Consider the following 13,135-nt stretch of genomic DNA (forward strand, 5'->3'; position numbering starts at 1 on the left):
CACAAAGCAGTCCCAGCCCCGAGGAACCCTCCCATGAACGCTTACTACTACCTGGCTATCGCCATCTGCGCGGAAGTGATCGCCACTGTTTCAATGAAAGCGGTCAAGGGCCTGAGCACTCCGCTGCCCCTGGCATTGATCATCGTCGGCTACGGCGTGGCCTTCTGGATGCTGACCCTGGTGGTGCGTACGGTGCCGGTGGGCGTGGCCTACGCGGTATGGGCCGGCATGGGCATCGTCATGGTGAGCATCGCCGCGCTGTTTCTGTACGGCCAGAAGCTGGATATCCCGGCGATGCTGGGCATGGCGCTGATCGTCCTCGGCGTGGTGGTGATCCAGTTGTTCTCGAAAACCGCCGGGCACTAGAAAGCAGCCTCACGCCACACGCCTCAAACGGCCAGAGTGAGCGCCAAGCTTGCAGCTTGAGGCCTGAGGCTTGAAACTTGCGGCTTCGTTTTACTTACCGAGGTCGCTGCATGCCATCCGCTATTTCCACCGATGTGCTGATTGTCGGCGCAGGCGTCGCCGGTCTCTGGCTCAACGCTCGCCTGCAACGCCTGGGTTTTTCCACCGTGCTGGTGGAAAGCGCCAGCCTCGGCGGCGGACAGAGCGTGAAATCCCAGGGGATCATCCACGGCGGCGCCAAATACGCCCTGCACGGCGCCCTCACTGGCGCCTCCGAGGCCATTGCCGACATGCCACGGCGCTGGCGCGAAGCCCTGGCGGGCAATGGCGAGCTGGACCTGTCCGGCGTGCGCCTACTGTCCGAGGCCCACTACCTCTGGTCCCCCGGCACCCTGGCCGGCAACCTCACCAGCTTCTTCGCCAGCAAGGCGGTACGCGGGCGGGTCGATCAGGTCAAGGGCGAGCAACTGCCCCCGGCCCTGCAGGACAAGCGTTTCAAGGGCAAGGTTTACCGCCTCGCCGAACTGGTAGTGGATGTGCCGAGCCTGATCGAGCGCCTCGCGCACCTGGCGGGAGACAGCCTGCTGGCCGGGCAGAAGATCGAGCCCCTGCTGGAGAACGGCCAACTGCTGGGCCTGCGGGTCGACGGCCGGGAAATCCGCGCGCAACGCATTGTTCTCAGCGCCGGAGCCGGCAACGCCGAGCTGCTGCAAGCGGCCGGCCTGAGCCAGCCCGCCATGCAAAGGCGACCATTGCACATGGTGCTGGTCAAGGGCCCGAGCCTGAAACCGCTGTACGCCCACTGCCTGGGCGGCGGGCCAAAACCACGGATCACCGTCACCACTCACCCGGCCGCCGACGGCCAGTGGGTCTGGTACCTGGGGGGCGATATCGCCGAAGCCGAGGGCGTGGCCCGGGAACCGGCAGCGCAGATTGCCGCAGCCCAGAAGGAACTGGGGCAACTGCTGCCCTGGATCGACCTGAGCCAGGCGCAATGGGCCACCCTGCGGGTCGACCGCGCCGAACCGGCACAGTCGGGCCTGGCCCGCCCGGACAACGCCTTCCTCGCCGAGCAGGATCGCCTGCTGGTGGGCTGGCCGACCAAGCTGGCCCTGGCACCGGACTTCGCCGACCGGGTCCTGGCTGCCCTGGAGCGCGACGGCATTCGCCCCGCCGCCGCCCAGGCCCTGCCCGAACTGCCCAAGCCGCCCCTGGCGCAACCAGCCTGGGAGCAACTGCTGCCATGAGCCAGCCAACCCTGCACGATCTGCATCGCCCCTTGGGCAGCACCGGCCTGCTGGTGTCGCCCCTGGGTCTGGGCACGGTGAAACTGGGCCGCGACCAGGGCGTGAAATACCCCAACGGCTTCCAGATCCCCGACGACCAGGAGGCCCGCATGCTGCTCAAGCTGACCCGCGACCTGGGCATCAACCTGATCGACACCGCTCCGGCCTACGGCCGCAGCGAAGAGCGCCTGGGCCCGCTACTGCGCGGCCAGCGCCAGGAATGGGTGATTGTCAGCAAGGTCGGCGAAGAGTTCGCCGATGGCCTGTCGCGGCACGATTTCAGCGCGGCCCATACCCGGATGTCCGTGGAGCGCAGCCTGCAACGCCTGGAAACCGACTTCATCGACCTGGTGCTGGTGCATTCCGACGGCAACGACCTGGCGATCCTCGAGCAGTGCGAGGTCTACCAGGCCCTGGCGCAGCTCAAGCAGGAGGGCAAGATCCGTGGCTTCGGCTTCTCCGGCAAGACCGTAGACGGCGGCCTGAAGGCCCTGGAGCAAGGCGATTGCGCCATGGTTACCTACAATCTGAACGAACAGGCCGAGCGGGCAGTCATTGACTACGCTACCGCTCACCACAAGGGCATTCTGGTGAAAAAGGCGCTTGCCAGCGGCCACGTCTGCCTGAGCCCGGGCATCGATCCCGTGCGGGCCAGCTTCGAGCTGCTGTTTGACCGGCCCGGTGTCGCCAGTGCTATTGTCGGGACCATCAATCCCTTGCACCTGGCCCATAACGTGTCGACTGTGGCGCAGGTCCTTGGCAAGAACTGATGCCGCCGACGCGGCCGACCCCGACGCAAGAAGGAGCCGAGATGTCGCGACCGCTCATTAGAAAGAACCCCAGCAACTTCAAGACCCTGCCCCTGTTCGTCGAAGCGACTCCCGAAGGCTTGAGCTACCAGAGCGTCGGAATGCCGCTGAACTTCGCCCAGACCCTGCAGCGCCGGCGCGCGGTGACGGTGGCCGACAATCAGCGCTTCGCCCTGGAGCTGGCCAACCTCGGAGTCTCGGTGCGCCTGACCCTGCACTGGCAGAACCGCGACTACTGGGTGCTGGTGCGCCAGCGCCGCCAGGATCGCGGCGATGTGGTGCTCAAGCTGATTTCCGGCTATGTCCCGGCTCACGAGCTCAACCTGCCACTGCATACCGCGATCCAGGAAATTGCCGAGGAATGCCTGCTGGAAACCCCCGAAGGCTGGCTCGGTGGGCGCTTCAACGACACCTGGCTGCCCGCGCCCTACGCCGGCGCCCTGCACTATCGCGAGGCCCTGCCCTTTCGCCTGACCCCGCTGTCCGGGGCGGCGCTGCCGGTGCGCTGTGGCAACCTGCAGTTGCTGGAGCGTCCCCGGGCCTATGTGCACCTGCCCACCGCCTCACTGCAGTTGATCTACGACCTGCGCCTGGACGTGCCGAGGGAAGCCAAGTCCCTGAGCCTGTTCCACGTCGACGAGCGCCTGGAGGGCGACCAACTGGTGGCACGGCTGGACCGCAAGCGCCCGGACCTGTACCTGATGCCCCTGGACAACGGCGAGCCCTGCGCCGAGCTCTACACCCTGAAGAAAGACCAGTTGCATCCGGCCAGCACCCGCGGCCTGTACCTGGCGGAAAGCTTCGCCCAGCAGGAAGGCTGGGTGGTGAGTGACGAGCGGATTCGCTGGAAGGACTGGCTCAGGCAGCGGGGCCTGGAGCCACCGCAAAAGGCGTCGAAGCTATCGCGGCTAACCGGCCGGGCCCGGCAGATCCTGCGCAAGATCGTCCCCGGCAACGCCCGGCGCCAGGGCTGAGGCAAAAAAAGGCGCCTGCAACAGGCGCCTTTTTTTGCGGACCGCAAGGCCGTTACTCGGCCTTGTCGGTCTTGCGGATCTTCTCGACGATAGCCGTGGTCGAGCTGTTTTCCACAAGCCCCAGCACCTTAACGGTGCCGCCATAGGCACCGACTATATCGGCACCTACAACCTGGTCGATGGAATAGTCACCGCCCTTCACCAGCACGTCCGGCCGAACCTGGGACAGGAGGTTTTCCGGGGTGCCTTCGGGGAAACTGATCACCCAGTCCACCGCCCCCAGCCCCGCCAGCACCGCCATGCGCCGGTCGACACTGTTGATCGGACGGCCAGGGCCCTTGAGGCGGCTGACCGAAGCGTCATCGTTGATCGCCACGATCAACCGGTCGCCCTGGGCTCGCGCCTGTTCCAGGTAGGTCACGTGCCCGGCATGCAGGATGTCAAAGCAGCCGTTGGTGAAGACGATCTTCTCGTTGTGGGCTCGGGCATCATCGATGGCCAGCAACAACTGGTCGAGGCTCAGCACCCCGCGCTCGGAGCCTTCCTCGCGCTGGATCGCCCGGCGCAGTTCGGGAGCACTGATGGCGGCGGTACCCAGCTTGCCAACCACGATGCCGGCCGCCAGATTGGCCAGGCCCACTGCGTGGGGCAGCTCTTCGCCGGCGGCAATGGCGGCCGCCAGGGTGGAGATCACCGTATCCCCGGCACCGGTAACGTCGAACACTTCCCGGGCCCGGGCTGGCAAGTGCATGGCCGGGTGGTCGGGGCGCAACAGGGTCATGCCATGTTCGCCACGGGTCACCAGCAGCGCCCCCAGCTCCAGGTCATGCATCAACTGCGCGCCCTTGCTCACCAGTTCGTGCTCGTCGGCGCAGCCGCCGACGATGGTCTCGAACTCGCTGAGGTTCGGCGTGATCAGGCTGGCGCCGCGGTAGATGGAGAAATCCTTGCCCTTGGGGTCCGCCAGCACCGGAATGCCCCGGGCCCGCGCAGCGGCGATCAGCACTTGGTGATTGCGCAGCGCGCCCTTGCCGTAGTCGGACAACACCAGCACCTTGATCCCGTCGAGCAGGGCATCGACCTCGGCCGCCAGGGCCAGGGCGTCGGTGGCGAAGGGTTCTTCGAAATCGATACGCAACAACTGCTGGTGACGGCTCATGACCCGCAGCTTGACGATGGTCGGCTGGTGCTTGATGCGCTGGAACAGCGCACGCACGCCCGCGCCTTGCAGGCTGTTGGCCAGGCTGTCGGCGGCTTCATCGTCGCCGGTCACGCCCACCAGGGAGGCCGGCGCGCCGAGGGCAGCGATGTTCAGGGCAACGTTGGCGGCACCGCCGGGGCGATCCTCGATTTGCTCGACCTTGACCACCGGCACTGGCGCCTCAGGGGAAATCCGTGAGGTACCACCATGCCAGTAACGGTCGAGCATGACATCGCCGACCACCAAGACGGGGGCTTGATCGAATCGCGGCATGGACAACTTCATGGAGCATCCCACATACAAAATGAACAGGGGCGCGATATTAACACAGGGTTGGCGCCGCCTAGTTCTATGCCTTGAATGGGGCCGACGAAGAATTCTTGCCGCTTATTTACGGGGCAGCAGTTGCAGCAGGCGGCGGATCGCCTCCGGCAGTGCCACGGTCGCCGTGTCGATCTCGCAATCGGCCTGCAACGGCGCTTCATAGGGGCTGTCGAGCCCGGTGAAGTCCTTGATCCGCCCCTCCAGCGCAGCCTGGTACAACCCTTTGGGGTCACGCCGGGCACAGGTGTCAAAAGGTGTACTGACGTACACCTCGATGAATTCCCCCGGGCCGAACAGCGCGCGGGCGGCATCGCGCTCGGCGCGAAACGGCGAGATCGCCGACACTATGACCAGCAGGCCGGCGTCCACCATCAACCGCGCCACCTCGGCCATGCGGCGGATATTCTCCTTGCGCGCCTCGGCCCCCATTCCCAGGTCACTGCACAGGCCACCGCGAACGTTGTCACCGTCGAGGACGAAGGTGTGCATACCCAACTCGTTGAGCCGCAGCTCCAACAGATTGGCCAGGGTCGACTTGCCGGCCCCCGACAATCCGGTCAGCCAAAGACAGCAGGGTTGCTGCTGCTTGAGGGCGGCCCGGGCCTCGGTGGACAACGACAGGCTGTAGGGACGGATTTGCGGGCACTCCAGCGGTACACAGGCAAGCTTATTCATAACCGAGCATCTCGTAGTCGCGTTGATAGACCCGGCGCACCAGGCGCCGGGTGCGTACCGAACAGATATCCCTGACGGGGGTGCTATGGCGCTGCTGGGTGCTGTTGACATGGGGCAGTCGGGTCTGGACCTGCAACTGCTCGCACAGCAGTTGGAAATCTCGCTGCAGGTGCTCCTGATAGCCGACGAAATCCAGGGCCAGGCGGCCCAGGGAATCGGTGAGAAAATCGCTCTGGGCAGCAAAGTGCATCTGCTTGTGGATGGTTTCCGGGTGCAGCCAGCGGCCGATAAAGTCATCGAAGTCGCGGTAATGCCCTACCAGCGCCTGGGCTGCCTGGTCCCGTCGGCCGAGGCGATTGCCCCGCAGGAAAGCGTAGGCCGAGTAGGCGCGCTCCAGGGGGTCGCGCACGAAAGCAAACTTGAAGCTGCTGGAAAAGGCCTGGGGAAACTGCTGCTCGTACCAGTACAACGGCAGGTGCCCGGGCATCCAACCGTCGAACAATGCCGAACAGATGCTGCTGCCCGCGCACTTGGGGACATGAATGAACAGGCAGGAGTGCCGGGAGAAGGCATCAGGAAAGCGCACATTGGCCGACATGGACTTGTTCACCACTTGGCGATCCACCACCGACAGGCGCCCAAGCAGGAAATTGCGCTGGGTCTTGGGTAATAACTTCCACACAAAGCGTTGCAACATTCTGCTACCCACGCGAGAGGGATGGCCCCCTCGATCTGTTCAAAGATTCAGGCGGGAACCATAACAAGCGGGAAACGCAGAATTATTTAGGCTTGGTCAAGACTGTAAGGAAGCGGCTACAAATGATGCCAAGGTGCCTTGCACACCAAGGCCCCGGGGAGCGAGCCGGCTCGCTCCCCGGAACAGGTCAGGCGATTCCGCTGGGCGCGGGCTCTTCCAGGCCCATGGCATGCAACCGCGAGTAGTAGCCGTTCTGTGCCAGCAACTGGGCATGGCTGCCGCGCTCGACAATCCGCCCCTGGTCCATGACCAGGATCAGGTCGGCTTTCTCGATGGTCGACAGGCGGTGGGCAATCACCAGGGTGGTGCGGCCCTTCATGACCTTGTCCAGGGCGGCCTGGATGTGCCGCTCGGATTCGGTATCCAGGGCCGAAGTGGCCTCGTCGAGAATCAGCAGCGGGGCGTTCTTCAGCAAGGCCCGGGCAATCGCCAGGCGCTGGCGCTGGCCACCTGAAAGCAGTACGCCGTTCTCCCCTACCTGGGTATCCAGGCCTTCGGGCAACTGGGCAATGAAGTCCATGGCATAGGCATCGGCGGCGGCCTTCTCGATGTCCTCACGCGGCGCACCGGCCAGGTCACCGTAGGCAATGTTGTTGGCCACGGTGTCACTGAACAGGGTGACGTGCTGGGTAACCTGAGCAATATGCCGACGCAGGTTCAGCAGGCGGAAGTCTTCGACCTCGGTGCCATCCAGAAGAATCTGGCCCTTGTCGTGGTGGTAGAACCGCGGAATCAGGTTGGCCAGAGTCGACTTGCCACTGCCGGAACGCCCCACCAGCGCCACCATTTTCCCGGGCTCGATACTGAAGCTGATGTCATCGAGCACCTGCCGTTCGGTTCCCGGGTAGGTGAAACTCAGGTTGCGCACCTCCAGGTGCCCATTGATGCTGGCGCGCTCGACGGTGCCGCGATCGACCTCAGGTTCGACGTCCAACTGCTCGAAGATGCTCTCCGCACCCGCCACGCCTTTCTGGATCGTTGAGCTGACTTCGGACAGCTGGCGGATCGGCTTGGGCAGCAGACCGGCCATGGTGATATAGGCCACCATTTCACCGGCAGAAGCATCACCGCGCAGATACAGCACCAGGAACATCAGCACCGCCATGGCGCTGTAGATCACCAGTTGCAACAGTGGGGTGTAGATGGCGCCGGTACGGGTCATGCGCAGTTGCTTGTCAGTGTTGCCCTGGCTGGCCGCAAGAAAACGCTGCTGCTCATAGGTCTCGCCGCCAAAGCTGCGAACCACGCGATAGCCCTGGATGGTTTCCGAGGCAACATGGGTCACATCACCCATGGCCACCTGGATCTTCTTGCTCTGCTTGCGGAATTTCTTGCTGGCGGTGCGGACCATGACCGCGATCAGCGGCAGGATGGCGATCATCACCAGGGTCAGGCGCCAGTTCATCCACAACAGCGAGCCGAACAGGAAGATCACGGTCATGCCTTCGCGGATCACCACCTTGATCGCGTCCGTCGCCGCCCCCGTGACCATGGTCACGTTGAAGGTGATACGCGAGATCAGGTGCCCGGAGTTGTGCTTGTCGAAGTAACGGTTGGGCAGGGTCAACAGGTTGTTGAACAGTTGCACCCGCAAATCGTGCACCAGCCCCAGGGATACCTTGGCCAGGAAGTAGTTGCCCAGGTAGGAGCCCAGGCCTTGCCAGGCAGCGATCAGCACGATCAGCAGCGGCACCGCTTGGAGCAACTGCATGTCGCGCAGATAAGGCACACCGGGAAACAGCACCGCCTGAGGGTTGGACAGGCCGTCGACGAAATACTTGAGGATGTAGCCGAGCATGGGCTGAGTCGAAGCGAAGATCAGGAACCCGACGATGCTGATGAGAAACAGACCAATATAGGGCCGCACATAGCCGAGCAGACGGAAGTAGATTTTCAAGCTCGAGGGGCTTGCGTCAGGACTGGAGTCGGTCATATCACGCGAATGTCGTCAAAAAGGAGGCTGACTTTAGCACAGCTTGTTCGCGGTACTGGCACTCCCATAGGCCCGAGATTGTTCAGCTGACCAACGACATCGCCAGCCATAAGTCGTTATGATTGCCAGCTTAACTTCCGGGATGAACGTTCAAGCATGCAACCCAATGCCCTTCACAACACGGCCAATCGAGTATTCGATTTCATTTGCCTGTGGATTCTGCCGATCGGTTATCTACTGCTTCTCTGTGCGATGTTCTTCCTGCCGGGGCGCAGTGGATTGCACAAGCTGTACTACGGACTGTTCAGCATCCCGACGCTTATTGCCCTGTGTACTCGCCCCAGTGAACTGAAAAGCCTTCTGCGCGAACCTGTCTTCATCGCCATGTTGCTGTTCTGCACCTGGGCCATTGTCAGCCTGGCCTGGAGCCCTCCGGTGGACAGCGTGCTCGGGGAAATCAAGACGCCTCTGCACACCCTGATGCTGTTCGCCGGCTGCATGCTACTGGTTCGCTACCGCGGCGAGGTGCTACAGCCGCTGGTCTTTTGTGCTGCGATCGTTGCTCTCATCGCCTCGATCTTCAACCTGTACGTCTTCGTTCGATACCACACCCCCGAACTGCGCATGATCGGTGCGGGCGCCTTTGACAACCCATTGCTGAGCTCCCATGTCTTTGGGTTCTTCTGTGTCTACTGGCTGTGCCTGAGCATGAACTGCCGTCGTTACCAGATACTCTGGCTGAGCGTTCCGGCGTTGGTCATCATGGTCGCCGCGCTGATCGCCACGGGCTCCAGAACGCCTCTGGTGGCATTGACCCTGGCGGCACTGTGGCTGAGCTTCATTAGTTGGAACCGTCGTTCGCTGATGCTGCTGGGCGGCATGCTGGCAGGAGGTATAGCCGTCGTTGCGCTGTTCTCGCAGATGCTTCTGGAACGGGGCAGCTCTTCGCGTTTCGATCTCTGGCGCCTGGCCCTGGAACAGATTGCCAACCACCCATGGATCGGCCACGGCTACAACGCCAGTCTGTCCCTGGACCCCGGCATCGGTTTCCTGCTGCAAGAGCCCCATAACTTCGCCCTGGGCGTGCTCTACTATGTGGGCATCATCGGCCTTCTGCCGTGGCTGTTCATGCAGGCCTGGGCCCTGTTCAAAAGCTGGCAACTGCGGGCCGAACCACTACTGATCCTGGCCTCGACCTGGCTGATGTTCGGCATTGGCGCAGGCCTGACCGAAGGCGGCGGGATTCTCTCTCGCCCCAAAGAGCACTGGTTCCTGCTGTGGATTCCCCTGGCCCTGATCGCTGCCCTGTGTATCAGCCAACGTGCGCGACGCTCACCCAGCCACACGGTCGAGTCGCTCACCCAGGCCGACGCCGACAAGCTGATGGCCAATGCCCGGGTTATCGAAGCCGACGGCCTGGGCCCCAAGGTCCTGCGTCTTGACGACGGCAGCTTCCTCAAGCTGTTTCGCCCTCGCCGCTGGTACACCTCCGGAGGGTTCAACCCCTACTCCACGCGGTTTGCCACCAATAGCGAGCAACTGCGCGAGCTGGGCGTCACCACCCCGAAAATCCTCGGACTGTATCGTCTTGCCGACGGCAGCAACGCCGTCCGCTACCAACCGCTGCCCGGCCAGACTCTGCGCCAGAGTCTGCAATTGGCAAGCTCTGGCGACGAGCGTGCCAAGTTGATCAAGCGCTTTGGCGCCTTCATGGCCAACCTGCATGAGCAAGGGGTGTATTTCCGCTCACTGCACCTGGCCAATGTGCTGGTACTGGAAAATGGCGAGTTCGGGCTGATCGATCTTGCAGACCTGCGGGTCTACCCCTCCTCACTGAGAAAATCGCTGCGCCAGCGCAATGTGCGCCATATGCAGCGCTATGCCGAGGATTGTGGCTGGCTGTTCCTGGAGCACCTGGACGCACTGCAGGCCGGTTACGCCCAGGGCACCTCGATGCCCCTGGCCACCGGACTGTTGAAGCAGCTACCGGCGAATGACCTGCACCAGGTGGCTCGCTGATCCCTGCGCACGCACCTGTTCCATGACAGCTACACAGGGCTGCCTGGAACAGGTTCGGAAGGGATTAAACAGCGAGCGGTCAGGCTGAACGCTGCCGGGCGTAGGCCAGGAAGCCGTCAATATCATCGCTGCAGAGCTTGTCGGCCAACCCGTGCAACTCAGCCTCCGGCCAGTCCCACCAGGCACTCTGCAAGAGTTGCTGGCGCTGCTCCTCGGGAAAGCGCCAGCGCAGGAAACGCGCCGGGTTGCCACCGACCACCGCATAAGGCTCGACGTCCTTGGTAACCAGCGCTCCCGCCGCGACAATCGCACCATGGCCAATGGTCACACCGGATAACAGCGTGCTGTTGGAACACAGCCACACATCACTGCCCACCCGGACGTCGCCATTGGTCCCGGCGTAGCCACTGATGTGCGCGGCCTGAGGCAGCATGGCCGGGAAGGGATAAGTGGTGACCCAATCCGCTCGGTGGTGGCCACCGAGGAATATCTGCACCCCTTCGGCAATCGAGCAGTACGCCCCGATGCTCAGGGTCGAGCCCTCCTGCCAGTCATGCACCTCGGGCAAGCCATAGCTGCCACGCCCGATGCTGTAACCTGGATATCTCTGCTGGAAACGCACCACGCCGCGCTCGATTTTCGGCAGCTTGCGGATCGCACGCTTGGCGCGCTTCTCCAGAAAACGTTGAATCCAGCCCATGCTCCGGCGTCTCTTCAGTCTTTTTCCAGTGGAGAAAAATAAAGGCGGCCCAATCCACGCCAGGTTTTCTTGTTCCAGGCCTTGAACGGAATCTGTGCCAGCAGCTCGCGTGCCAGTTTGCGATCCCGATTGGAGACTTTGAGGAACATCGAACTGAGGAACTTGTAGCGCACCTCGTCATACAGCGGGTGGTCGCTGAACAGGGCGTAGGAACGCAGGATGTTGTCGATCATGAACCTGTGGTTCTTGTAGGAGTTGGTGGCGTGCTTGCGATACCGCGCCATCAACACGTTCAAGCCATCGATGAAATAGCCGGCCCGGGTGATCTTCAACTCGATCAGCAGGTCTTCAAGACGGATATTCGGATCGAAACCGCCGACCTTTTCCAGGGCCTCACGACGAATCATCAGGGTCGGAGCCGGTGGATAGGGCTTGCGCTCAAGGAACATGTCGTCGAAGTCCAGGCGCCGGAACGGCACGTCACGGCGCTGGCGCTTCTCGGGAAACAGGTTGCCATCGCTGTCGATCAGCTCGATATTGCCCGCGCAGATCCCCACCTCAGGCTTGCCATCCATGTAGGCCACCTGAGTCGCAATGCGCTCGGGCAGCATGATGTCGTCGGAGCCGAAAGGCACGATCAGGCTGCCCCTGGACCGTGCAATGGCACCATTGAGAGTGTTGGTCAGGCCCTGATTCTGCTGGACCCGGAAGTCGAAGCCATGCTGCTCCTGCAGGCGCCGGATACGCTCGACACTGTCATCGCTGGAACCGTCATCCACCACCAGCAGCTCGATGTTCGGATAGGTCTGGTTGAGCACACTGAGAATGCTTTGCTCAATGTAGGGCGCGTGGTTGTAGGAGGCGATAATCACCGTCACCACAGGTTGCTGGTCTGCCATTACTGCCTCTTGCCCGCTTGACTCAAGCCGGAGTCGATCAATTGCCGGTACTCCTCGCGGAACACCTCGATATCGTGTTCTTTCTGCAGATAGGCATAGGCCTGCTGGCCCTTGGCGGCCAGTTCCTCGTCGGACAGCCCGAGATAGGCATCCAGCGCGGTGACCAGCGCCGATACATTGGCCGGCTCCACGGCCAGGCCGCCAGCCCCCTCGATCAGGGGCAGCATGGCCGGCACGTTCGAGGCAATCACCGGCAACTGTCCGCTCATGCCTTCAAGCAAGGCCAGGCCCAGCCCCTCGGCCAGCGATGGCATGGTCCAGATATCGAAGGCCCGCACGTATTGCAGGGCGTTCTCCTTGAACCCCAGCAGGTGAGCCCGGCCCTGCAGCCCCAGGCGCTCGATTTCAGCACGCAGATTGGCTTCCTCGCGACCGGCACCAATGATTGCCAACTGAGTTTTCGGGTACTTGTCCTTGAGTTGAGCAAAGGCCTGCAGCAGATAGGTATGACCCTTGACCGGCACCAGGCGGCCCAAGGCACCAATCAGCCGCACATCGGGGGCCAGCCCCAGCAACTCTCGGGAGCGCTCGCGGGAATGCTGCAAGGCCTCTGCCTGTTCAATGTCGATGGCGTTGGTGATCGCCCAGGTGTTCTGGTCGGTGAAACCGCATTGGCAATCGAGCAGGTACTGCTTGACGGCCGGGGACACACCGACAAAGCGCCAATGCCGATCGATCAGACGCTGGGTCTGGCGGCGCCGGTAAAGCCGGTCGTACTCACCAAAACCGTGGGAAATTCCGATGCACAACGGCACCTTCAACCAGCGGTTGAGGGTCAGCATCATGTTCACCGGCTTGAAGCGATTGCAGATCACCACATCGAACTGTTCCTTGCGGCAGAACTGATACAGCCGCCACATGGCCCGCAGGCGCATGCCCTTGAGGGATTTGTCGGAAAACTCGAAATACACCGAATGCGCGGCGCGACTCACCGGATCGTTCGGCCCGGGGCGCCCCCGCAGGAACGCTGCGGTGACTTCGTAACGCTCAGCCGGCAAGGCCTTGACGATCTGCTCGGCGAGATCGGCGAAGTCGTGGGATTTGACGTTGTAGTCCGGCTGCAACTGCAGGACCTTGAAGCGCTGACTCATAA

General features: G+C 62.7%; 12 protein-coding genes. 5 read left to right on the top strand and 7 right to left on the bottom strand.

Annotated features, from left to right (window positions below):
* Positions 1 to 33: 33 nt before the first annotated feature.
* The 4 genes from M2395_RS31185 to M2395_RS31200 all read left to right on the top strand — a co-directional run bounded on the left by M2395_RS31185 (position 34) and on the right by M2395_RS31200 (position 3,474).
* Positions 34 to 366, top strand: a complete 333-nt coding sequence (locus M2395_RS31185) for a multidrug efflux SMR transporter (protein ID WP_011058907.1) — start codon at positions 34 to 36, stop codon at positions 364 to 366.
* Between the two features lie 110 nt (positions 367 to 476).
* The gene (locus M2395_RS31190) at positions 477 to 1,652 is read left to right on the top strand and encodes an FAD-binding oxidoreductase (protein WP_015633921.1); all 1,176 of its coding nucleotides are present in this window, start codon (positions 477 to 479) and stop codon (positions 1,650 to 1,652) included.
* Positions 1,649 to 2,461: an aldo/keto reductase gene (locus tag M2395_RS31195; RefSeq protein WP_015633920.1), complete on the top strand. Its 813-nt coding sequence runs from the start codon at positions 1,649 to 1,651 to the stop codon at positions 2,459 to 2,461. Before M2395_RS31190 ends, M2395_RS31195 begins: the two co-directional genes overlap by 4 nt.
* Positions 2,462 to 2,502: 41 nt before the next feature.
* Complete coding sequence (locus M2395_RS31200; protein ID WP_011058904.1) at positions 2,503 to 3,474, top strand: hypothetical protein; 972 nt, start codon at positions 2,503 to 2,505, stop codon at positions 3,472 to 3,474.
* Positions 3,475 to 3,526: 52 nt separating this feature from the next.
* Here the strand turns inward: M2395_RS31200 and hldE are convergent, their stop codons facing one another.
* The 4 genes from hldE to msbA all read right to left on the bottom strand — a co-directional run bounded on the left by hldE (position 3,527) and on the right by msbA (position 8,364).
* The gene (gene hldE, locus M2395_RS31205) at positions 3,527 to 4,960 is read right to left on the bottom strand and encodes a bifunctional D-glycero-beta-D-manno-heptose-7-phosphate kinase/D-glycero-beta-D-manno-heptose 1-phosphate adenylyltransferase HldE (RefSeq protein ID WP_011058903.1); all 1,434 of its coding nucleotides are present in this window, start codon (positions 4,958 to 4,960) and stop codon (positions 3,527 to 3,529) included.
* 102 nt (positions 4,961 to 5,062) lie between these two features.
* Positions 5,063 to 5,674, bottom strand: a complete 612-nt coding sequence (gene cysC / locus M2395_RS31210) for an adenylyl-sulfate kinase (protein WP_015633919.1) — start codon at positions 5,672 to 5,674, stop codon at positions 5,063 to 5,065.
* Complete coding sequence (locus tag M2395_RS31215; protein ID WP_015633918.1) at positions 5,667 to 6,371, bottom strand: sulfotransferase family 2 domain-containing protein; 705 nt, start codon at positions 6,369 to 6,371, stop codon at positions 5,667 to 5,669. The genes cysC and M2395_RS31215 overlap by 8 nt, the downstream gene beginning before the upstream one ends.
* A gap of 187 nt (positions 6,372 to 6,558) precedes the next feature.
* Positions 6,559 to 8,364 (bottom strand): lipid A export permease/ATP-binding protein MsbA, encoded by a 1,806-nt coding sequence (msbA, locus tag M2395_RS31220; protein WP_011058900.1) that lies wholly within the window; start codon positions 8,362 to 8,364, stop codon positions 6,559 to 6,561.
* Positions 8,365 to 8,520: 156 nt separating this feature from the next.
* Here msbA and M2395_RS31225 point away from each other — a divergent pair, with 156 nt between their 5' ends.
* Positions 8,521 to 10,383 carry an O-antigen ligase family protein gene (locus M2395_RS31225; RefSeq protein ID WP_077933256.1) on the top strand — a complete coding sequence of 621 codons (1,863 nt, stop codon included), beginning with the start codon at positions 8,521 to 8,523 and terminating at the stop codon, positions 10,381 to 10,383.
* A gap of 79 nt (positions 10,384 to 10,462) precedes the next feature.
* Here M2395_RS31225 and M2395_RS31230 read toward each other — a convergent pair whose 3' ends face one another.
* From M2395_RS31230 to M2395_RS31240, 3 genes are read right to left on the bottom strand one after another with little or no spacing between them, the layout of a single operon-like run.
* Positions 10,463 to 11,083: a CatB-related O-acetyltransferase gene (locus M2395_RS31230; RefSeq protein ID WP_011058898.1), complete on the bottom strand. Its 621-nt coding sequence runs from the start codon at positions 11,081 to 11,083 to the stop codon at positions 10,463 to 10,465.
* 14 nt (positions 11,084 to 11,097) lie between these two features.
* Positions 11,098 to 11,982 (bottom strand): glycosyltransferase, encoded by an 885-nt coding sequence (locus M2395_RS31235; protein WP_015633916.1) that lies wholly within the window; start codon positions 11,980 to 11,982, stop codon positions 11,098 to 11,100.
* Positions 11,982 to 13,133, bottom strand: a complete 1,152-nt coding sequence (locus M2395_RS31240) for a glycosyltransferase (protein WP_015633915.1) — start codon at positions 13,131 to 13,133, stop codon at positions 11,982 to 11,984. Before M2395_RS31240 ends, M2395_RS31235 begins: the two co-directional genes overlap by 1 nt.
* Positions 13,134 to 13,135 lie beyond the last annotated feature (2 nt).

This window comes from Pseudomonas sp. BIGb0176 (assembly GCF_024810175.1).
Taxonomy (GTDB): domain Bacteria; phylum Pseudomonadota; class Gammaproteobacteria; order Pseudomonadales; family Pseudomonadaceae; genus Aquipseudomonas; species Aquipseudomonas protegens.